General features: G+C 66.9%; 18 protein-coding genes. 8 read left to right on the forward strand and 10 right to left on the reverse strand.

From position 1 onward, the window contains the following. Positions 1 to 15: 15 nt before the first annotated feature. The 3 genes from pth to ACXYMN_RS07505 form a co-directional block, all read right to left on the reverse strand. The gene (gene pth, locus ACXYMN_RS07495) at positions 16 to 708 is read right to left on the reverse strand and encodes an aminoacyl-tRNA hydrolase (protein WP_459012922.1); all 693 of its coding nucleotides are present in this window, start codon (positions 706 to 708) and stop codon (positions 16 to 18) included. A 145-nt stretch (positions 709 to 853) separates the two neighbouring features. Next, positions 854 to 1,501 (reverse strand): 50S ribosomal protein L25/general stress protein Ctc, encoded by a 648-nt coding sequence (locus ACXYMN_RS07500; protein WP_459012923.1) that lies wholly within the window; start codon positions 1,499 to 1,501, stop codon positions 854 to 856. Between the two features lie 168 nt (positions 1,502 to 1,669). Beyond that, a complete protein-coding gene (locus ACXYMN_RS07505; RefSeq protein ID WP_459012924.1) occupies positions 1,670 to 2,851 on the reverse strand; it encodes an alpha-hydroxy acid oxidase in 1,182 nt (393 codons plus the stop codon). 155 nt (positions 2,852 to 3,006) lie between these two features. Between ACXYMN_RS07505 and pcaD the strand changes: the two genes are divergently transcribed. From pcaD to ACXYMN_RS07530, 5 genes are read left to right on the forward strand one after another with little or no spacing between them, the layout of a single operon-like run. Next, positions 3,007 to 3,798, forward strand: coding sequence for a 3-oxoadipate enol-lactonase (gene pcaD / locus ACXYMN_RS07510; RefSeq protein ID WP_459012925.1), 792 nt, complete (start codon positions 3,007 to 3,009; stop codon positions 3,796 to 3,798). Positions 3,799 to 3,810: 12 nt separating this feature from the next. Beyond that, the gene (locus ACXYMN_RS07515) at positions 3,811 to 4,521 is read left to right on the forward strand and encodes an alpha/beta fold hydrolase (RefSeq protein ID WP_459012926.1); all 711 of its coding nucleotides are present in this window, start codon (positions 3,811 to 3,813) and stop codon (positions 4,519 to 4,521) included. Beyond that, the gene (locus tag ACXYMN_RS07520; protein WP_459012927.1) at positions 4,518 to 5,852 is read left to right on the forward strand and encodes a lyase family protein; all 1,335 of its coding nucleotides are present in this window, start codon (positions 4,518 to 4,520) and stop codon (positions 5,850 to 5,852) included. Before ACXYMN_RS07515 ends, ACXYMN_RS07520 begins: the two co-directional genes overlap by 4 nt. A 2-nt stretch (positions 5,853 to 5,854) precedes the next feature. Further along, positions 5,855 to 7,069 carry a TCR/Tet family MFS transporter gene (locus ACXYMN_RS07525; protein ID WP_459012928.1) on the forward strand — a complete coding sequence of 405 codons (1,215 nt, stop codon included), beginning with the start codon at positions 5,855 to 5,857 and terminating at the stop codon, positions 7,067 to 7,069. Next, positions 7,066 to 8,145, forward strand: a complete 1,080-nt coding sequence (locus ACXYMN_RS07530) for a zinc-binding dehydrogenase (protein ID WP_459012929.1) — start codon at positions 7,066 to 7,068, stop codon at positions 8,143 to 8,145. Before ACXYMN_RS07525 ends, ACXYMN_RS07530 begins: the two co-directional genes overlap by 4 nt. A 247-nt stretch (positions 8,146 to 8,392) precedes the next feature. Here the strand turns inward: ACXYMN_RS07530 and ACXYMN_RS07535 are convergent, their stop codons facing one another. Both ACXYMN_RS07535 and ACXYMN_RS07540 read right to left on the reverse strand, forming a co-directional pair. Further along, entirely contained in the window at positions 8,393 to 10,279 is a 1,887-nt protein-coding gene (locus tag ACXYMN_RS07535) for an acyl-CoA synthetase (RefSeq protein WP_459012930.1), read from the reverse strand. Positions 10,280 to 10,397: 118 nt separating this feature from the next. Then, positions 10,398 to 12,392 carry an enoyl-CoA hydratase-related protein gene (locus tag ACXYMN_RS07540; RefSeq protein ID WP_459012931.1) on the reverse strand — a complete coding sequence of 665 codons (1,995 nt, stop codon included), beginning with the start codon at positions 12,390 to 12,392 and terminating at the stop codon, positions 10,398 to 10,400. Positions 12,393 to 12,615: 223 nt separating this feature from the next. Between ACXYMN_RS07540 and ACXYMN_RS07545 the strand changes: the two genes are divergently transcribed. From ACXYMN_RS07545 to ACXYMN_RS07555, 3 genes are read left to right on the forward strand one after another with little or no spacing between them, the layout of a single operon-like run. Next, positions 12,616 to 13,041, forward strand: coding sequence for a YeeE/YedE family protein (locus ACXYMN_RS07545; RefSeq protein ID WP_459012932.1), 426 nt, complete (start codon positions 12,616 to 12,618; stop codon positions 13,039 to 13,041). Beyond that, positions 13,038 to 13,475: a DUF6691 family protein gene (locus tag ACXYMN_RS07550; RefSeq protein ID WP_459012933.1), complete on the forward strand. Its 438-nt coding sequence runs from the start codon at positions 13,038 to 13,040 to the stop codon at positions 13,473 to 13,475. Before ACXYMN_RS07545 ends, ACXYMN_RS07550 begins: the two co-directional genes overlap by 4 nt. 9 nt (positions 13,476 to 13,484) lie before the next feature. Further along, positions 13,485 to 13,916: a protein tyrosine phosphatase family protein gene (locus ACXYMN_RS07555; RefSeq protein ID WP_459012934.1), complete on the forward strand. Its 432-nt coding sequence runs from the start codon at positions 13,485 to 13,487 to the stop codon at positions 13,914 to 13,916. A 146-nt stretch (positions 13,917 to 14,062) separates the two neighbouring features. Here the strand turns inward: ACXYMN_RS07555 and ACXYMN_RS07560 are convergent, their stop codons facing one another. The 5 genes from ACXYMN_RS07560 to ACXYMN_RS07580 form a co-directional block, all read right to left on the reverse strand. Next, positions 14,063 to 15,223 (reverse strand): FliM/FliN family flagellar motor switch protein, encoded by a 1,161-nt coding sequence (locus ACXYMN_RS07560; protein WP_459012935.1) that lies wholly within the window; start codon positions 15,221 to 15,223, stop codon positions 14,063 to 14,065. 80 nt (positions 15,224 to 15,303) lie between these two features. Continuing rightward, the gene (locus ACXYMN_RS07565; protein WP_459012936.1) at positions 15,304 to 17,991 is read right to left on the reverse strand and encodes an ATP-binding protein; all 2,688 of its coding nucleotides are present in this window, start codon (positions 17,989 to 17,991) and stop codon (positions 15,304 to 15,306) included. Continuing rightward, positions 17,988 to 18,269: a hypothetical protein gene (locus ACXYMN_RS07570; RefSeq protein ID WP_459012937.1), complete on the reverse strand. Its 282-nt coding sequence runs from the start codon at positions 18,267 to 18,269 to the stop codon at positions 17,988 to 17,990. Before ACXYMN_RS07570 ends, ACXYMN_RS07565 begins: the two co-directional genes overlap by 4 nt. Further along, on the reverse strand, positions 18,266 to 18,637 hold the full coding sequence (locus ACXYMN_RS07575) for a response regulator transcription factor (protein WP_459012938.1): 372 nt from the start codon (positions 18,635 to 18,637) through the stop codon (positions 18,266 to 18,268). Before ACXYMN_RS07575 ends, ACXYMN_RS07570 begins: the two co-directional genes overlap by 4 nt. A gap of 90 nt (positions 18,638 to 18,727) precedes the next feature. After that, on the reverse strand, positions 18,728 to 20,065 hold the full coding sequence (locus tag ACXYMN_RS07580) for a helix-turn-helix domain-containing protein (RefSeq protein WP_459012939.1): 1,338 nt from the start codon (positions 20,063 to 20,065) through the stop codon (positions 18,728 to 18,730). Positions 20,066 to 20,169: the final 104 nt, after the last annotated feature.

Below are 20,169 nucleotides of genomic sequence, written 5' to 3' on the forward strand. Positions count from 1 at the left end.
ACATCATCCTGTTGATCATTTGAAGCGATCGACCAGCTTCTGCAGGCCCGACCGGGTGTCAGGCGCTGCCGCAGGCTCTGGCGCCGGGTCGTCTTTCGCTTGCGTTTTCGGTGGTTTGGCGGGCGTTGTTGAACTGCGCGGCGGGTTGGTTCGCAGCGCGACCTTGGTCATGAAACCCGGCATGTCGCCATCCGCCAGCAGCGGCGCGCCATCGGCAATGCCGCGCAAGAGATCGTCGAGCCAGTCCTGATCGGCCTTCGCGAAGTCGTGCAGCACATAGCCCGACACCAGTTCCTTGCGACCCGGATGGCCGATGCCCAGCCGCACCCTGCCGTAGCTTTCGCCGATATGACCGTGGATCGAGCGCAGGCCGTTATGCCCGGCGTGACCGCCGCCCTGCTTGCATTTGAGCCGCCCGGGCGCGAGGTCCAGTTCGTCATGAAAGACGATGACGTCTTCGGGCGGGATCTTGTAGAAGCGCGCCGCCTCGCCGACCGCCTGCCCGGACCGGTTCATGAAGGTGCCGGGCTTGAGCAACAGCACCTTGCCGCCGCCCAGCTGGCCCTCGGTCACCGCGCCCTGAAACTTCTGTTTCCACGGGCCGAAGCCATGCGTCTCGGCGATCCGGTCCAGCGCCATGAAGCCGATGTTATGCCGGTGACCGGCATAGTCGCGTCCGGGATTGCCAAGGCCGACAAGAAGTTTCATCACGGGTGTCCTGTTGCGTTCCGGCCCAGAGATAGGCCATGCGGCCCCGTGCTGCAAACGGCTGAACGGAAAACGGCCCCGCTGATCTGGCGGGGCCGCTTGAATTGCGCGAACCGGGCCGGGGCATCCCCGAGCCCTGCGCTGATCAATCCTCGACGGTCTCGGCGTTCTGCTCGATGACCTCGGTCACGGGCTCTTCCTCGTCCTCATCCGCGGTCACGAGGCCGGTCGGGGCCTGCACCGAGCAGATCGCGAAATCGCGGTCGATCGTGGGCTTGGAGCCGGCGGGAAGCGTCACGTCGGAGATCGAGATACCATCGCCGATATCGAGGCCGGAGATATCGACCACAACCTTTTCGGGGATGTCGCCCGCGGTCACGACCAGCTCGATCTCGGGACGAGTGACTGTCAGCGCACCGCCGCGCGACATGCCGGGCGAGTCGTCTTCGCCGACGAACTCGACGGGGATGAAGATGGCGATCTTCGAGTTACGGCGCAGGCGCATCAGGTCGAAATGCGTCGGCAGATCCTTGACCACGTCGCGCTGGACGTCGCGGCAGATCACACGCACATCGTCGTGGCCGTCAACCTTGAGGTTGAAAAGCGTCGCCTTGAAGCGACCGGCGCGCAGCTGTTTCAGCAGCGCGTTGAAAGGAATGTTCAGGGGCAGAGGGTCGACGTCGCCACCAAAAACGATACCCGGAACCATGCCGTCACGGCGTGCCTGACGAGCGGCGCCCTTGCCTGTCCCCGTCCGTTCCAGGGCGTGAAGATCAGGAATCTCTCCAGCCATATCTCAATTCTCCATACATAGGGGCGGGAATCCTCCAAGGCTGTATCCCCGCGTGAAGCCCGCGCGATATAGCGGATGGTCCGGTTTGACAAGGGCGAACGGGCATCGGGGCCGCGCGATGCCGCACCGGCGCTCCGACATCCGCGATCCCCGGGCCGGGGCGCCCGGTCATTCGGTTGGCGGCAGCTGATCCCATCCATCGCTGAACCCCTTGGGCACCATCAGGATATCGCGGTCCACACCGTTGATGTCGCGATGCCCGCAAAGCGCCATCGATGTGTCCAGTTCCTTGTGGATCACCTCGAGCGCGCGGGTCACCCCCGCCTGCCCCATCGCCCCCAGCCCATAGACGTAGGCGCGCCCGATAAAGGTGCCCTTGGCGCCCATCGCCAGCGCCTTCAGCACGTCCTGGCCGGACCGGATGCCGCTGTCGAGATGCACTTCGATCTTGTCGCCCACGGCATCGAGGATCGGCTCGAGCGCGCGGATCGAGGACAACGCGCCGTCAAGCTGCCGCCCGCCGTGGTTCGACACCACGATGGCATCCGCGCCCACGTTCAGCGCCGCGCGCGCATCGCGCGGGTCCATGATGCCCTTGATGATCAACGGGCCGTCCCACATCTTGCGGAACTGCCGGATGCGGTCCCAGTCAAGCGACTGGTCGAAGGCTTTGGCGGTCCATTCCGACAGCGACGAGGGATCGGCGACGCCTTTCGCATGGCCGACGATATTGCCGAAAAAGCGCCGCTTGGTCTGCAACATGCCGAGGCCCCATTGCACCTTGGTCATCATGTTCGCGATCGAGGCAGGCGTCAGCTTGGGCGGTGCGGACAGGCCGTTTTTCAGATCCTTGTGCCGCTGGCCCAGCAGTTGCAGGTCGACGGTGATGATTGCCGCCGAGCATTTCGCGGCTTTCGCGCGGTCAAACAGCCGCTGCATGAAGTCATCGTCCTTCAGCGTGTAGACCTGCATCCAGAACGGCTTCGACGTGTGCTCGGCCACATCCTCGATCGAGCAGATCGACATGGTCGACAGCGAATAGGGCACGCCGAAGTCCTCGGCGGCGCGCGCGGCCTTGATCTCGCCGTCCCAGTGCTGCATGCCCGTGAACCCGACCGGGGCCAGAGCCACCGGCATCGACACGTCCTGCCCGATCATCCGGGCCGCGGTCGACCGGTTGGCCATGTCCATCGCCACGCGCTGGCGCAGGTATATCGCGTCGAAGTCCGATGAGTTCTCGCGGAAGGTCTGCTCTGACCAACTGCCCGACTCGGTATAATCGAAGAACATCTTCGGCACGCGGCGACGATAGATGCGGCGCAGGTCTTCGATCTCGGTGATGACGGGCATGGGCGCTCTCCTTGGGATCACTTGGTCGATGATTAGCAAGGCGCACCCGGCCCGGCAACGCGGCGATGCGACCGGCGCCGTCAAAGTCGCGCGCGCGCCCCGTTTCCATCTGCCCGCAAGGCCGCTAGAAATACGGAATTGAGAGGGAGAATGGCATGAAAGTTGCGGCACTCGAAGGCATCAAGCTGAATTACCGCGAAGACGGGGACCCGGACGGCGTGCCGGTGGTGTTCTCGAATTCGCTGGGCACCGACCTGCGGCTTTGGGACGAGATCATGCCACTTCTGCCGCAGGGCTATCGCTATGTGCGCTACGACAAACGTGGCCACGGCCTGTCGCAGCTGACCAAGGCACCGTACAGCATGGGGCAGCTGGTCCGCGACGCCGAAATGCTGATCGAAGAGCTGGGCCTCGGGCCCGTCGTCTTTGTCGGCCTGTCGATCGGCGGCCTGATCGCACAGGGGCTGGCGGCCAAACGGCCCGACCTGGTGCGGGCGGTGGTGCTGTCGAACACCGGTGCCAAGATCGGCACCCGCGAGATGTGGGCCGAGCGCATCGCGATGGCCGAGGCTGGCGGGCTCGAGGCGCTGGCCGACGCCACCATGCAGCGCTGGTTCTCGGACGATTTCCGGCAGACCGAGCCTTTCCATGCCTGGCGCAACATGTTCGTGCGCCAGCCGGTCGATGGCTGGACCGGCTGCGGTGCCGCCATCTCGGGCACCGATTTCCTCGCCACCACCGCCGGGCTCAAGATGCCGGCTCTGGGGATCGCGGGCTCCGAAGACGGCTCCACCCCGCCGGATCTGGTGCGCGAAACCGTCGATCTGATCGCGGGTTCCGAGTTCCGGCTGATCCGCGGCGCAGGACATCTGCCCTGCGTCGAAAAACCCGAGGAATTCGCCACGATCCTGACGGAGTTTCTCGGGCGGGTCGCGGCGGATGGCTGAGGTCCCGGCATAATGGCGCATTTCCTTCTGGTGCATGGGTCGTGTCACGGGGCGTGGTGCTGGCGCGACGTCATCCCCGCGCTCGAGGCGTTGGGGCACAGCGCGCGGGCCATCGATCTGCCGTCGCACGGGGACGATCCGACGCCGCCGGAGGACGTGACGCTCGACCTTTATGCGCGCGCCATTCACGCGGCACTGGACCGGCCCTCGGTGGTGGTGGGGCACTCCATGGGCGGCTACCCGATCAGCCGGGCGGCGGACCTGGACCCGAGCAATATCGACAAGCTGGTCTACCTTTGCGCCTACGTGCCATGGGACGATCATTCCCTGGTCGAGATGCGCCTGCGCGCGCCCCGCCAGCCGATCATGAAGGCGCTGCGCAAGGATGAGGGCGGCGTCACATTCTCGGCCATTCCGGAACACGCACGCGAGATCTTCTATCACGATTGCCCCGACGAGGCGGTCGCCTTCGCGCTGGCCAACGTCTGCCCGCAGGCGATCCTGCCGCAGGCCACCAAGGTCACGCTCGGGCCTGCCTGTCGCGCCATTCCCCGCGCCTATATCCTGTGCGAACAGGACAGCGCCATTCCGCCCGAATTCCAGGAAGAAATGGCCGCCGATTTCGCCCCCGAAGAGGTCACCCGCATGGACACGTCGCATTCGCCCTTCTTCTCGGATCCGGCGGGCCTTGCCGCGCATCTGGGCCGGATCGCCACCACATGAGCGCGAGCCTGTTCGACAGCCAGCTTTACGGCAAGCTCGTCGCTGCCGGTCCGGTGGCGCGGCTTTTCACCGACACCGCAGAATTGCGCGCGATGCTGATCGTCCTCGGCGCGCTGGCGCAGGCGCAGGGTGCCGCGGGCCTGATCCCCGAGATCAGCGCAAAGGCGATCCACCGTGCGGCGATGGAAATCCAGATCGATCCCGGCGCGCTGGCCGATGCCACCGCCGAGAACGGCGTGCCCGTGCCCGCGCTGGTTGCCGCCTTCAGGTCGCTGATGCAGGCGCCTGAACACGCGCAATACATTCATTTCGGCGCCACCTCGCAGGACATCATGGACACCGCCCTGATGCTGCGTCTGCGGCAGGTTCTGGCGCAGTACGACACCGGCCTCGCCCGCGTGCTGAGCGCGCTGGCCTCCCTTGCCGACACCCATGCCGAAACGCCGGTGGCGGCCCGCACCTATGGCCAGCACGCCACGCCCACGAGTTTCGGCGCAGCGGTCGCGGGCTGGGGCTGGCCGCTGCTGGCATTGCGCGCGGAACTGCCCGACCTGCGCGGCGGTCTTTGCGTGTCGCTGTCGGGCGCGGCGGGGACGGCCTCGGTTCTGGGTCCGGACCCGGCGGGACTGCGCGCGGCACTGGCAGAGGCGCTCGACCTCGCCGATCCGGGCCATTCCTGGCACACCGACCGGACTGCACTGACCCGGCTCGGGGGCTGGATCGCGCGGCTTTGCGCGGCTCTGGGCAAGCTTGGCGAAGACCTGATCGCGCTGACCGCGTCCGACCTGCAGGAGGTGCGACTGGGCGGCACGGGCGCGTCCTCGACCATGCCGCAAAAGCAGAACCCGGTTGCGCCGTCGGTTCTGGTGATGCTTCAGGGTCAGGCCGCAAGCCTTTGCCATGGTTTGCAAAATTCAGGCGTTCACCGTCATCAGCGCGATGGGGCAGCGTGGTTCGCCGAATGGATGGTGCTGCCGCAGCTTTGCCTGACGGGTGCTGCGGCGCTGGAACGTGCGGGACCGTTGGTTGAAGGCCTGAGCCCCGATCCCGCCCGGATGCGCGCCACGCTGACGCACGCGAACGGCGCGCTGTCGGCAGAGGCCCTGTCCTTCGCGCTGGCCCGACACATGCCCCGGCCCGACGCGCAGGCCGCGATCAAGGCGCTGGCCCGGGAGGTCGCGGGAACCGACACCAATCTGATCGCCGCCGCCGCCGCCCGCCATGCAGAGATCGACGGCGCCGGTTTCGCCCCCACCGCATTGCTTGGCACCGCCCCCGCCGAGGCCCGCGCCTTCGCCCGCGCGGTGCGCGCGGTCCGATCCGACACCTGAGGATGCGGTCGGCCAAGGGGTTCCTCGTCTCGACGGTCGTGATCGATGCGATGGGCGTCGGGCTGATCATGCCGGTGATGCCCGACCTCATGCGCGAGGTCACCGGATCGGGCATTTCCAACGCGGCGCTCTGGGGCGGGCTTCTGGCGACGTCCTTTGCGCTGATGCAGTTCCTCTGCGCGCCGCTTCTGGGGGCGTTGTCCGACCGGTTCGGGCGGCGCCCGGTGTTGTTCGGCGCGCTTGGCGGCATGGCGGTCGATTATGTCGTCATGGGGTTCGCCGGGACCATCTGGCTGTTGCTGGTGGGCCGGATCGTGGCCGGAGTGACGGCGGCGACGCAATCGGTGGCCTCGGCGGCGATGGCGGATTTGTCGAAGCCGTCGGAAAAGGCCGCGAATTTCGGGCTGATCGGCGCGGGCTTCGGCATCGGCTTCGTGATCGGGCCGATCATGGGCGGCCTGCTGGGCGAGTTCGGCACCCGCGCGCCGTTTTTCGCCGCGGCGGCTCTGGCAGCGCTGAACCTGTTGATCGGCTATCTGGCGCTGCCCGAGACCGTGACCGACGCCAATCGCCGCGCCATCGACCGGCGCAGGCTCAACCCTCTGGGCGCGTTCCGTGCCATGGACCGCGTGCCCGGTATCTCGCGCCTGATGGTGATCTATTTCCTGCTGCAGATGGCGTTTTTCGTCTACCCGGCGATCTGGTCCTATTACGGCGTCGCCCGGTTCGGCTGGGACGCGCGTACCATCGGGCTGTCGCTGGGCCTGTTTGGTGTCACTGCCGCGATCATGCAGGGCGGGCTGATCCGCGTCTTCCTGCGCCACCTGGGAGAGCGCGGCACCGTGATCTACGGGCTTTGCATGAACGTGCTGGTCTTCGCGTTGCTTTCGTTTCTGCAATCCGGTGCGGTGGTGCTGTTTCTGGTGCCGCTGGCTGGGTTTGCCGCCGTGACGGCGCCGGCGCTTCAGGGCATGGCCGCGCGGCGGGTGCCCGATGACGAACAGGGCGCGTTGCAGGGGCTGTTCGGGGCCTGCGGGGCGATGGCCGCGATCCTGTCGCCTCCGGTGATGACGGGCACCTTCTTCTGGTTCACCCGTGGTGACGGGCCGGGTTTTGCCGGTGCGCCCTTCATGTTGTCGGTGGGCTTGCTGGTGGTCGCGATGGTATTGATCGTCGGCGTGGACAAGGCGCGCCGCGCCGGAAAGGGAATCGCATGACACAGGTTGAGGCCGCTGTTCTGACCGCGTTCAATGCCCCGTTCGACATCGAGACGCTGACCCTCTGTGCGCCCCGTGCCGGAGAGATCGAGGTCGAGATCGAGGCGGTCGCGATCTGTCATTCGGACATCGCCTATGCCGAGGGCGGCTATGGCGGCACGCCGCCGCTGGTGCTGGGCCACGAAGCGGCGGGCCGCGTCGTCCGGGTGGGCGAAGGCGTCGACGATCTGACCCCGGGCTGCCGGGTGGTGACGACGCTGATCCGGGCCTGCGGTGCCTGCGCCACCTGCGCGGGCGGGCGACCGACGCTGTGCCGGACCCCCGCGCCGCACCCGACGCCGCTGTCGCGCAGGGACGGCACGCCAGTGACGGCCGAAATGGATTGTGGTGCCTTTGCCAGCAGCGTCGTGATCGGGCGCAACCAATGTGTGCAGGTCCCCGACACAATGCCCGGCGAAGTCGCGGCGCTTCTGGGCTGCGGCGTGATCACCGGTGTCGGCGGCGTAATCAACGCGGGCCGTTTGCGCCCCGGCGAGGATGTCGTGGTGATCGGCGCGGGCGGCGTTGGCCTCAACGCCATCCAGGGGGCACGGATCGCGGGGGCGCGCCGCATCGTGGCGGTCGATACCAGCGCCGAAAAGCTTGAGGTCGCCCGCGCGTTCGGGGCCACCGAGGGCGTGTTGGCGGGGTCCGGCAAGCCCTGGAAAGAGGCGATGCGCGCGCTGGGGCGCGGGGCCGATCTCTGCGTGGTGACCGTGGGCGCGATCGCCGCCTACGAGGTCGCCCCCCGCTATCTCGAATGGGGCGGTCGGATGGTCATCGTGGGCATGCCGCATGCGGGCCAGACCGCAAGCTATGAGCCGATGATCACGGCCTATACGGGGGTGTCGATGATCGGATCGAAAATGGGCGACACGGTCATCGCGCGGGATATTCCCTGGCTTGCCGACCTCTGGGCACAGGGCCGCCTGAAGCTCGATGCGTTGATCTCGGGACGCTGGCGGCTCGACCAGATCAACGACGCCGTGGCCGACACCAAATCGGGCGCGGCGCGGCGCAACGTGATCCTGTTCTGAGCACCGCGGGCATGGCACGTTCGCACCGGGCCCCGTCCCGGGCGGTGCGCGCGCGTCGCATCGTCCGCGCGACCCGCTGCCCCGGGCTTGATCCGGGGCCTCGGATCAACCGGGGCACCGGTCCGACTTTGCCCGCCGGAACCCGCGCGCGTCGGACCGATGCTGTGCGGCGCCAAGGAAATGGCCCGCAAGATCTCTCTCGCGGGCCCTCGTCAGTGCGCCATGATCTGGCCTGTTTTGCCGCAACCTATGCCTTGTCCTCGAATTCCCAGGGCCGCGTGAAGGCGGACAGCACGTCATTGACGGTACGTTCGGTGGCGCCGTTGGAGGTGACCCGTGCCACCAGCCCGCGCTTCTTGTCGTCGATCACAGAGGTCACCCGCGCGGGCACCTCCTTTTTCTCGAGCGCGGCATTGTAGACCCGCGTGATGGCCAGCTTGCGCAGATCGGGCTTGAAGACCTTGCCGACCGCGGTCTTGGGCAGTTCATCGAGGATTCCCATGTGCTTGGGCTGCGCGGCACGTTCGCGGACATGCACCTTGCAATGCTCTATCAGCTCGTCCTCGGTGACATTGCCACCGGCCACCAATTCGACATAGGCGCAGGGCATTTCGCCCGAATGCGCGTCCGGCTGGCCGATCGCCCCGGCGAAGGCCACCGCCGGGTGCATCAGAAGCGCCTCTTCGATCTCGGCGGGGTCGATGTTGTGGCCACCGCGAATGATCAGGTCCTTGGCCCGCCCGGTGATCCAGAGATAACCATCTTCGTCGATCCGGCCCAGATCGCCGGTGCGCAGGAAGCGTGTATCGTGGTAGAGGTCGCGGTTCTTGTCGGCCTCGGTATAGGTCGCGCCGGGGCAGACACCCGGGTTGGCGACGCAGATCTCGCCGATTTCGTCGGCGGCGCATTCATGCGGGCCGTTGTCGGTCTGGGTCACGATCCGGACCTCGGTATAGGGCAGCGGCACCCCGACCGAGCCGACCTTCTTTTCGCCGTCGGGCGGGTTGCACGACACAAGGCAGGTGGCCTCGGTCAGCCCGTAGCCCTCGACGACGGTGACGCCCGAGGCCGCCTCGAAGCGCTTGAACAACTCCAACGGCATCGGGGCAGAGCCGGAAAACGCGGTTTTCACGGTGCTCACATCGGCATCGACCTTGCGCTGCATCATCGCCGACACTGCCGTGGGCACGGTGATGATGAAACTGATCTTCCAGCGCTCGACCAGCTTCCAGAAGTTATCGAACACGCCTTCGCCGCGATAGCCCTGCGGCGTCGGAAACACCACATGCGCCCCCGAAGCAAGCGCCGCCATCAGGATGACGTGGCAGGCGAAGACGTGAAACAGCGGCAGCGGACAGATGATGTTGTCCTTTTCGTTGAACAACAGCCTGTGGCCGAGCCAGCCGTTGTAGATCATGCCCGAATAGAGGTGCTGCGCGACCTTCGGCATGCCGGTCGTGCCACCGGTGTGAAAATACGCCGCGACCCGGTCACCCGTGGAATCCGCGAAGGCCAGCTTGGTCGGCTGCTTCGCCATCTCGGTGTTGAAGTTCTTGATATCCGCGTGCGGCTTGGTCTCGACCTTGGGCCGGATCAGCGGCACGATCCAGCTTTTCGGCGGCGTCAGGTAGCGGTTGAGATCGACCTGAAGGATAGTGTGCACACCGGGCGCGTGGCGCACGGCCTCGGCGACTTTCTGGGCGACATCGGTCTTGGGAAACGGCTTGAGCGTCACGACGACCTTGGCCCCCGTCTCGCGCAGGATCGATCCGATCTGCTCGGGCTCGAGCAGCGGATTGATCGGGTTGGCAATGCCCGCGACGGTGCCGCCAAGCAGCGCATAGATCGTTTCGTTGGCATTGGGCAGGACATAGGCCACCACGTCCTTTTCGCCGATGCCCAGCGACCGGAAGAGGTTGGCCGCCTGCGCGGTCCTTTCGCGCAATTCCTTCCAGGTCACGGTCTCGGCCTTGTCGGTCGGCCCCGAGAAGATCTGGTAGCTGATCGCCGGACGTTCCGGAAACTTCTTGGCGGTCTGCGACAGAAGCCCGTACAGCGTCTTCGGCAGATCGCGATCCGCCCACGGCATCTCGTTCTCGATCGCGTCCCTGTCTGCCTTGGATGCAAAGCTCATGGTGGTCCTCCCAAATTCTCCCCGGTCGGAGTGTGTTGTCGTTTTTGACAAGGTGCAAGAACACAGACGTGGCGGCAAAACGCCGATGACGCGACGTCCGGGCTGCCTGCCGCCGGATTCAGCCGTTCAGATCGGTAAAGCGTTTGCCGTTCTTGATCAGTTCCGCCCACATCGGATGCGGGTCCCATAGCCTGCGATCCGGATGCGCGATCGCGTCGAGGGCGCGCTTGAGATGGAACAATCCCGCCAGATCGGCGGCCATCATTGGCCCGCCCCGCCACCGCGGAAAGGACTGGCCGAGGCACATGGCGACGTCGATTTCCCAGGGCCGCGTGATGGCCCGGTCCGCAAGGATATGCGCGCCCTCGTTGGCCAGCACGGCCAGCAGGAGTTCCGCCAGCGCGTCATGGCTGCGCGGCTGCGGCGCGGGCGGGCGCATGTCATCGAGCAGCGCAGTGACCGCCGCGTCGTTTCGCAGGCCGGACTCGTGATGCAGGTAGAAACCGCGTCCCGTCGACAGTCCCTGACGCCCCGACTGCAGCAGCACCGCCGACCAGTTGCGCGCGCCCTGCGCCCGGCGCTGGCCCGCAAACTCCGCCAGCCCGCGCAGGTCGCGGGCCTCGAACGGTGGACGGGGCCAGCGCATCAGGCGCACCGCCCGGTCGATCCCGTAGGGGTCCTCGCCCAGATCGACAAGCGCGTCCGCCGCGCCCTGGAGGGCGTTCATCATGCGGTCGGTGACGCTTGGGCCGCGGGTGGCAACGCCAAGCGGCAGTTTCCCCATCCGGCGCAGCAGTCCGCGCGCAACCGTCACGTCGCCGGATGCCGCCTTCGGTCCGACCAGAACCTCGGCGAACCGGGTCGACACCAAAGGCGACGCAAACCGCAACGCCACTTCATCGACCGGGTCGGGGATCGCCTTGAGGCGCGGCACACCCGGCGGCAGCGGCACCGCCCCCTGCCCGCGCGCCGCGATGATCGCCGCGGACACATCTTCGGCCATCTTGTGGCTTTCACCCAGTCGCAACCGGCCCAGCACGTCGGTCAGCTTGGCTTCGGTGACGGTGCCGCGCGCCTTGTGCGCCTTGAACGTTTCGGTCACCTCGGTAACGCCCTGGCGCAGCTTCGACGGATCGCGGGTGCCCCAGTTCACCCCCAGACCATGATCGAGCGCCACGATCACAAGCTGCGTGGCCAAGGGACCGCCGCCGAGAATGGCGATGCGGGTCTGCTCGGGCAGCAGCGCGGCCTCTTTCGCGGCGCCCTGCGCCAGACGCCGTTCGGCCATGAAGATGTGCCGCAGCGCCTGCGCCTGGTCGCTGTCGACAAGATCGTGATACGCCTCGGCTTCGCGGGCAAGCCCGGCCTCGAAGGGCAGCAATTGCGCCGCTTCGATGCAGTCGACCAGTTCGTGCAGGGCGCGCTGGGGACGCCCCTTGAGCGTCTCGCGGGATTTGGCGATCGCCGCCTGGTAGGCCATCGGATCGCGCAGGCCCGCCGTGGCGGCGGAACTGGGGCGCGGGCCACCCCCCGATGCCTGCAGATCGCGGCAGAAGGCCAGCGCCGCGCTGCGCAGATCCGCGGTCACAACGTCATCGAACAAGGCGCGGGCGGGCGGACGGGCGACGGCATGGGTCCGCCCGTTCACCAGCATCTCGAGCGCCGCGCCTGCGCCCAGAAGCCGTGGCAGGCGCTGGGTCGATCCGGCCCGGGGCACCAGGCCGACCTGCGATTCCGGAAAGGCGATCTGGGCACCGGACGCGGCGATGCGGTAATGCGCCGCCAGCGCCAGTTCGGCCCCGCTCGACATGGCCTGCCCCTGGATGGCCACGATCACCGGTTTCGGCGCGTCTTCGATCTGCCGGCACAGCGCCTGCAGCGACGGCGCATCGGTGCGACCCGAACCGGGCCGTTCGGCGGTATCGAGCCCGGTGCAGAAATCCCGCCCGGCAGCCGCGATCACGATCTGGTTGACGGCACTGTCCGCGATGGCCGTCGCCAGCCCCGAGCTGAGCGCGGCCCGAACCGGTCCGGAGACGACATTCGCCGGCGGGTTGGAAATTTCGAGGATCGCCACCCCGCCCGTGAGGTGGCGATGGACGAGGTCCGGCATTATTCTGCCCTCTTGCCTTGGTCGGTCGCCTGTGACCGGACTGCCTGTCAAACCCCGATTATCGCCGGGTTTTCGACATTAGACGGCATATTTGCGCACCGGGCAAGCGCGGTGCCCGCAGGCGGACGAAAGCGAGTCCCTCTTGCAATACATTCAGTTTTTTGTATGTGTATGGGGCGAACGGATTTCCGACAGCCGGACACATAACGCGAAGGGGCAGCGAATGCCGACAGACTGGATCATGGGGCTTGCGGGCGGGATGCTCATCGGCCTTGGCGGGGCGGTGTTCCTGCTGATGAACGGACGGATCATGGGGGCCTCGGGATTGATCGGCGGGCTGGTCGATGGCTCGGGGCGCAGCAATGCGGGCGAGCGGATCGCGTTTCTTGCGGGCACCGCCGGGGTGCCGCTGATCCTGGCGCTGATCTTCGGGGCGGTCGATAACCACCTGACCGAAAATGTGGTGCTGCTGGTCGCAGCCGGGCTGCTGGTCGGCGTCGGCACCCGGATTGCCAATGGCTGTACGTCGGGGCACGGGGTCTGCGGCATCTCGCGGCTGTCGCTGCGCGGTATCGTTGCGACCTGTTTCTATATTCTGGCAGGCGGCCTGACCATCGCGGTCTTCCGCCACGTTCTGGGGGTGGTGTGATGCGCGCTCTTTTCGCAATTCTCGCGGGCGGCCTGTTCGGGGCTGGCCTGTACGTATCCGGCATGACCGATACGGCCAAGGTTCAGGGATGGCTCGACGTGTTCGGGTCATGGGATCCGACGCTGGCCTTCGTGATGGGGGGCGCGATCATTCCCATGGCGATTGCCTGGCAGATCGCGGCGCGCCGCAAGGCACCGGTTGCGGGCGGCAGTTTCCCCGCCCCGCCAGAGCCGCGCCTGGGGCGCAATCTGGTTCTGGGCTCCGTGCTGTTCGGCATGGGCTGGGGGCTGGTCGGGCTTTGCCCCGGTCCGGTCATCGCCTCGCTCAGCTACGGTAGCGCGGGTGTCTGGGTCTTTTTCGGCGCGATGCTGGCAGGCATGCTGGCCGCACCGGTGATCCGCCGACATCTGGACAGCGCGATCCCCGCAGAGTAGGCCAAACCCATGGAAGCACGTAAAGTCACCGATCGGTATTTCGTCTCGCCGCAGATCGATATCGCGGACGCGGCGGCAATCCGCGACGCCGGGTTTGCCCGGGTCATCTGCAATCGCCCTGATGGCGAGGTCCCGCCAAGCCATCAGTCGGACGCGATGGCCGAGGCCATGCGCGCCGCTGGGCTCGAGTTCAGCGCGCTGCCGCTGACCCATCAGACCATGACGCCCGAGAATGTCGCGGCGCAGCAGGCACTGATCGACGGCGCGGATGGCAAGGTGCTGGCCTATTGCGCATCGGGCACCCGCAGCACGGTGATCTGGGCGTTGTCGCGGGCGGGCAAGGAACCGGTCGAGGCGATCCTCGCCCAGGCGGCAGCGGCAGGCTACGATCTGGGCGGGCTGCGTCCGACGCTTGACGCATTGGCCGCACAGCAGTCCTGATCGTCGCGACGGGCTGACGCCCGGCACGGTCCCGGGCTTCGCCTAAGGAGCGGTGCGCGAACGGCATGGCCGATCGGCGCTGTCGCCCGCCAAGGGTGTGGCCCGCGAACGGCACGGACCCCTGATGAAATAGCCCAAAGGCGGCGTCAGTCCTGCGCGGGCAGGCCCAAGGGATCGTGCGGAAAGCCCTGTTCCAGGTCGATGGGCGGCAGGTCCGCGAGGTCCGGCAGGTCGTCCAGTTCCGGAATATCGGGCAGATCGACCAGGGGCGATGGTGTCGGGGCCTCGGGGCCGGTCGCCGGGACCTCGTTCATTATCTGCTGAAAACTGCCAGTCGGGGCCGATGCCGGTGCCGGGCCTGGCATGCCGGTTGCCTCCGCCAGTGCCGCCGGTCCCGTTGCCTGTGGCGCGTTGGGTCCCTCGCTCCAGGCTTCGGACGGTTCGCCCTTGAGGCGCAGCGCGCGTTGGCCGTTCATCTGCCCCAGCGTCCCCTCGGCGATGCACAGCCCGCCCGCCGCGCACAGTTCGGCACTGGTCAGGGCGTCGCGCGGCAGTTTCAGCACCGTGCCGACGCCCAGCGCTTCGACATCGCAAAGCGACATGGTCAGCCGACACAGCACCGCATCGAGCCGTACGGGCAGCCGCAGCATCGCCTGGCTGTGTCGCGGCGGCGCCTCGGTCTCTGCGCTGTCGGAGTCGGCATCCTCATCCTCGCGTTCGGCGAAGGCCAGGACCATCTGGCCGACGCGCCGCCCGCCCCCCAGCTCGATCTGCATCCGGAAGACGGTGTAGTACGCGGCATCCATCAGGGTGCCCGCGACGCGCGCCGCGTCGATCAACGCCCCGAACCGATGATCGGCAACCTGCGCGCCGAGACTGTGCCCGGCAAGCAACCGCGCGAAGTTGGTCAGCCCCTGATCCAGCAGCGGCGCCATCATCGCGGCGTCCGTCGAGGTGAAGGGGCGGTCCTCCGGAGCGGCATTGGTGATTGTGCCGAAGGTCTGGACCTCGGTCAGGCCCGCCACCAGCGCACCGTCGATCAAGGCAAAGCCCGGCGTTCCGTTCGGCCCTTCGAGCAGCAGGATCAGCCCGCCCTCGCCCAGCGCGGCCTCGCACCCCGCCTGATCGAGGCGCAATTGCCGCACATCGCGCGCAAGCAATGCCAGATTCCACTGGGTTTCCGCCGCGCGGGTCAGCGCGCGGTTCAGCGCCCGTTCCGGCGACATGCCCTGTGCTTCGAACGCGCGGCGTCCGACCGACGCCTTGCGTCTGAGCACATCGTTTTTCGCCGCCACTTGCACATCCATCTGAAGTCCAATGCACCCTTCCTCGAAACCTTATGCGGGCGTTTGGTTACCATTCCCTTGACGCGGACCGGTTAACCCGATCATTCCGCCGCGATGTCGGCATTGCGCGGCAGGATCACGCGAAAGATCGCGCCGCTGTCGTTGTGCAGATAGGTGATGGTGCCGCCCAGCCGCTCCATGATCTGGCGGCAGATCGCAAGCCCAAGCCCGGCCCCGCCCGCCTTCTGGTCGGAAATGCGGAAAAACTTCTCGAATATCATGTCGCGCGCGTCTTCCGGCACGCCGACGCCATTGTCGATGAAGTCGACGACAAGATCGGGGCCGTCGTCGCGCACGCGAATGGTCAGGACGGGCGCCTCGGCTTCGCAATACTTGCGGGCATTGGCGATCAGGTTGATGAAGACCTGCGCCAGCCGGTCGAGATCGCTGTGCAGCGTGGCGACCTCGGACAGATGATTGCGTCTTATTTCAATGCGTTGCCCTTCGCCGCCGGTGGTGACCGCAGCCACCGCACGATCGATCACATCCGACAGCTTGCCGTCGCGCAGATTCAGGCTGACGCGGCCGTTTTCCATCACCGACAGATCCAGAATGTCGTCCAGCAACCGGGTCAGGCGGATCGTCTCGTCATGGATGATCGAGGCGAATTTCGACTGCTCCGCATCGGTGATATTGTCCGCATCGCGCAGGATTTCCGAGAAGGCGCGGATCGAGGACATCGGCGTGCGCAGCTCGTGGCTGATCTGGCTCAGAAAGGCATCTTTCTGCACCGACAGCCGGGTCAGCTTCTGGTTGGCCTCGCGCAATTGTCGCGCGGTGCTTGAAAGCTCGGCAGACTGCGCCTCGAGGCGGGCGGAATATTCCATCAACTGCGCCGATTCGTCGGCCACCGCCAGAAGATCCTGCACCGACACCGAGGTGCCGCCGACAATCTGGCCCACCATCGCATGCGCCGTGGCCGCCCCGACCGAACCCGCCAACTCGCGTTCAAGGGTTTCGAGAAAACCCGGATGCGGTTCTGGCAGATCGCCTTTGAGGCCCTCCTTGCGTGCCTCCTTGCGAAACAGCGCGATAGCCTCGTCGGTGCCGAGGATGCGCTGCGCCATGATCAGCAGGTCCTCGGTCTGCGCCACGCCCGCCGACCAGCTGCGCGGCCCGCCGGAATGCTGGAAGATATTGACGAATTGCGCGCCCTGCAGGCGTTCGACCGGGGTCGGAAAGCTCAGAACCGACGCCACGCAGAACGCCAGGGTATTGAACGACAGGGACCACATCAGCGCATGCAGCGACGGATCGATGCCGCCGATCCCGAACAGGGCTTGCGGGCGCAACCATGACAGACCGAATGGCCCGGAGGCCATCATTTCGGGCGAAAAGACCGACGGGCTGATCGAGGGCAGGAACAGCGCATAGGCCCAGACCAGCGCCCCCGCCGACAGGCCCGCGATGGCCCCCGCGCGCGTCGCCCCGCGCCAGAAGATACCCCCCATCATCGAAGGCAGGACCTGCACCGCGCCCACGAAAGAGATGATCCCGATCGAGGCCAGCGCCGTGCCGCCGCCCGACAGCGCATAGTAGAGATAGCCCAGCATCACCACCGACACGATGGACACCCGTCGCGCCGACAGCACCACGTGCCGGACATCGCCCGACATCGTGGCGCGCCCGCCCGCCAGGCCCAGCCAGATCGGCATCACGATGTGGTTCGACACCATCGTCGACAGCGCGATGGCGGCCACGATCACCATCGAGGTGGCCGAGGAAAAACCGCCAAGGAAGGACAGCACCGCAAGCTCCACCTGGCCCTCCGCCAATGGCAGGGTCAGCACGAAAAGATCCGGGTTCGACCCTGTGGGCAACCGGTCGAGACCGGTGACCGCGATCGGCACCACGAAGATCGACATCAGGAACAGATACAGCGGAAAGGCCCAGCTCGCGGTGCGCAGATGGTCCTCGTCCGCGGCCTCGACGACCAGCACCTGGAACATCCGCGGCAGGCACAGAAAAGCCGCCGCCGACAGAAAGATGAGCCCGGCCCAGCGCCCGCCATGGATGTCCCAGGCGCTGATGTCGGAGGCCTCGATCCGGGCCAGCGTGCCGGGAATGCCGCCGGACAGGCCCCAGACCACGAAGATGCCGACCGACATCAGCGCAAACAGCTTGACCACCGCCTCGACCGCGATGGCCATGACAACGCCGTGGTGACGTTCGTTGGCATCGAGGTTGCGGGTGCCGAAGATCACCGTGAACAGCGACAGGCCCAGCGCCACGTAGAAGGCGGTCGAGGCATCGGGCCCGGTGCGCCCGGTCGTCGCGCCGGCGATGCCGAACACCTCGAAGGACAGGGTCACCGATTGCAGTTGCAGCGCGATATAGGGCGTTGCCGCGATCACCGACAGCACCGTCACCCCCACCGCCAGCAGGTTCGACTTGCCGAACCGCGACGAGATGAGATCCGCGATCGAGGTGATACGCTGCGACCGCCCGATCCGCACCAGCTTGCGCAGCACCCACCACCAGCCGATCATCACGAGGCTCGGCCCGAGATAGATCGTGACATATTCCAGCCCGCTGCGCACCGCCGTGCCCACCGCGCCGTAAAACGTCCAGGCGGTGCAATAGATTGACAACGACAGCGTGTAGACCAGCGGCGAGCGGAGCCACCCGCCGCGCCCCCGCCGGGCAACCCGGTCGGCAAAGAAGGCCACAGCGAACAGCAGGGCGACGTAGGCGAGGCAGATTGCCACGAGCCCGTTGAACGAAATCATTCCGGGCTCCGCTCGGCCTCGGCCGCGTTGTTCAGGGTCAGCCGTCGCGACAGCAGCGCGCCGATGACGATCAATACGGCCCAGACGGTGAAGACATAGATCAGCGCAGACCCCAGATGCGGCGCATCCTCGACATTGCGCGGCCAGAGCAGCGGGATCAGCCAGGCGAACAGCCCGATGATTGGCAACAGCCGCGCGGCATCCTGAAGGCGGTGACGGCGATAGGTGCGGCGCTGGAAGAACACCGGCGCCGGCCCGCGCGGGGTCGGCGTGCTCATGGCGTCCGCACCAGCGACCGCACGGCTTCCAGCATCTCGCTGTTGGAGAACGGCTTGGTCATGAAGCGGCTGGCACCGGCCTGTTCGGCCAGTTCGCGATCCTTGCCCTGACCGCGCGCGGTCAGCATCATGACCGGCAGACCCGCAAGCGACGGGTCGGCGCGGATTTCGCGCAGGACGTCATAGCCGCTCTTGCCGGGCAGCATCACATCGAGGATGACCACATCCGGCCGCTCCTTGTGGGCGACCTCGGCGGCATCCTTGCCGGAGCAGTGGCTTTTCACGTGCCAGCCATCGCGGGACAGAATGAAACTGATCGCCTCGATGATATTGGGCTCATCTTCGATCAAGAGCAGACGCTTGGTCATGCCAGGCGGCCTCCCCTCCCCCAACAGACGATTTTTCACCCCGATGATCTGCGGTGACACGACAGGTTATGACGAAGCCCGCGCCCGCTGTCAAAACGCGTCGCGCGGGTCGGGCCCGAGGATGGACGGCTCGCGACGGCCCCGGCACTCCGGGCGAGGGCAGATCCGGCAGTTGACGCCGACGCGCAGCGCCTCCTCGGCCTCGGTGACGGGGATCGGGCAGACCAGCATCGTCGCCTCGTAGAGAAGCGGCTGGTCGAGACGCGGCGGCCCCGTCGGCTCGGCGATGGCGAAGGCGCGCACCGGGCGCGATGGCTGGCCGGGCTGCACCAGCGCATAGGACAGGGGCACGCCGGGATTGTTCAGCGCGGCGTAAAGCGGCCAGAGTGGACAGCCGGAGCCGAACCGCGGCATCGGAAAATCCGGCAGCGGCTGGCGATAGGTCAGCACACCGGAGGCATCGCAGATCGCCAGCCCGACTTCGGCGCGGCCATCGCCCGGCCCGGGGTCGGCGGCCAGCACGGCCATGCGGCGCATCACCAGGGCGACAGGCTGGCCCAGGGTGGCGGCCAGGGCGACCGGGTCCGCACCGATGTCATCCCGGGCGGCGAAGAACCGGGCGCGCGGCAAGGCGGCAGCGTCGGTGGCGCACCGGACGAGATGCTGCTCGAGCAACGCCCTGGCGGCCTCGGACCGACCGGTGGACAGGCGCGCCGCGAGCGCCTCGGGGCTGGTGGCGTCGGTGGCGTCCGCTTCCAGCATGGGAAAGCTGAAATGCGTCTCTTCGAGGATCGCGTCGAGTTCTTCCTGCGGTGCCGTCGCCTCTGATCCGGTATCCTCGTCCGCCGCCTCGAGATAGGCGACAAGCGCGCGCGACGTTTCGGCCAGCAGGCCGCTGTCCTCGTGGATGTTGCGATGAAACCGGCCCTGCCATTCCGGCGAGATGTCGCCAGGTTCGGCCAGGATGGACGCCGCCGAGCGGATCGCGGTCACCCGGTCCAGCATCTCGTGCAGCGACGCCGCAAGCTGGGGGTCGTGGGTGACGCGGTCGGACAGCGTCTCGACCGCGCGCTGCAGCGTGTCGATGCGCCGCTGCGAGGCCGCCAGCAGCGCCGCCCAGCCCGGAAACCGCCCGGCGAAATCGTCGACCCGGTCGATCTCGGGGGTCTGTCCGGTGTGGCTCGAGGCGGCCTCGCGCAGCACCGCGATCAGCGCCGCCTCCGCCCCCTCGGTCAGGATCGACGGCTCCACTTCGAGAATGCGCGCGATGTCGACCAGCAGGCGGCCCCCGATTCTGCGGCGGTTATGCTCGATCAGGTTGAGGTAGGACGGCGATATCTCGGCCAGTTTGGCCAGTTGCGCCTGCTTGAGCCCCTTGATGATCCGCCGCTCGCGGATGCGGCTTCCTGTCAGCGTGTCGCGTGCCATGAAGAAAATCCCGTCAGACCAGCACCTTTCTGCGATGCAACATAAATCAATTTACACATCATGTCTGTGCACTGTTCATTCTTTGACAAAAAAAGTGAAGTGCA

It is taken from the genome of Roseivivax sp. CAU 1753, assembly GCF_054482575.1.

Coding starts and splice junctions, on each gene's coding strand:
- ACXYMN_RS07530 (WP_459012929.1), top strand. CDS start 7,066: ATGACACAGGTTGAGGCCGCTGTTCTGACCGCGTTCAATGCCCCGTTC.
- ACXYMN_RS07505 (WP_459012924.1), bottom strand. CDS start 2,851: ATGCCCGTCATCACCGAGATCGAAGACCTGCGCCGCATCTATCGTCGC.
- ACXYMN_RS07565 (WP_459012936.1), bottom strand. CDS start 17,991: ATGATTTCGTTCAACGGGCTCGTGGCAATCTGCCTCGCCTACGTCGCC.
- ACXYMN_RS07555 (WP_459012934.1), top strand. CDS start 13,485: ATGGAAGCACGTAAAGTCACCGATCGGTATTTCGTCTCGCCGCAGATC.
- ACXYMN_RS07535 (WP_459012930.1), bottom strand. CDS start 10,279: ATGAGCTTTGCATCCAAGGCAGACAGGGACGCGATCGAGAACGAGATG.
- ACXYMN_RS07515 (WP_459012926.1), top strand. CDS start 3,811: ATGGCGCATTTCCTTCTGGTGCATGGGTCGTGTCACGGGGCGTGGTGC.
- ACXYMN_RS07575 (WP_459012938.1), bottom strand. CDS start 18,637: ATGACCAAGCGTCTGCTCTTGATCGAAGATGAGCCCAATATCATCGAG.
- ACXYMN_RS07520 (WP_459012927.1), top strand. CDS start 4,518: ATGAGCGCGAGCCTGTTCGACAGCCAGCTTTACGGCAAGCTCGTCGCT.
- pth (WP_459012922.1), bottom strand. CDS start 708: ATGAAACTTCTTGTCGGCCTTGGCAATCCCGGACGCGACTATGCCGGT.
- ACXYMN_RS07580 (WP_459012939.1), bottom strand. CDS start 20,065: ATGGCACGCGACACGCTGACAGGAAGCCGCATCCGCGAGCGGCGGATC.
- pcaD (WP_459012925.1), top strand. CDS start 3,007: ATGAAAGTTGCGGCACTCGAAGGCATCAAGCTGAATTACCGCGAAGAC.
- ACXYMN_RS07570 (WP_459012937.1), bottom strand. CDS start 18,269: ATGAGCACGCCGACCCCGCGCGGGCCGGCGCCGGTGTTCTTCCAGCGC.
- ACXYMN_RS07500 (WP_459012923.1), bottom strand. CDS start 1,501: ATGGCTGGAGAGATTCCTGATCTTCACGCCCTGGAACGGACGGGGACA.
- ACXYMN_RS07525 (WP_459012928.1), top strand. CDS start 5,855: ATGCGGTCGGCCAAGGGGTTCCTCGTCTCGACGGTCGTGATCGATGCG.
- ACXYMN_RS07540 (WP_459012931.1), bottom strand. CDS start 12,392: ATGCCGGACCTCGTCCATCGCCACCTCACGGGCGGGGTGGCGATCCTC.
- ACXYMN_RS07560 (WP_459012935.1), bottom strand. CDS start 15,223: ATGGATGTGCAAGTGGCGGCGAAAAACGATGTGCTCAGACGCAAGGCG.
- ACXYMN_RS07545 (WP_459012932.1), top strand. CDS start 12,616: ATGCCGACAGACTGGATCATGGGGCTTGCGGGCGGGATGCTCATCGGC.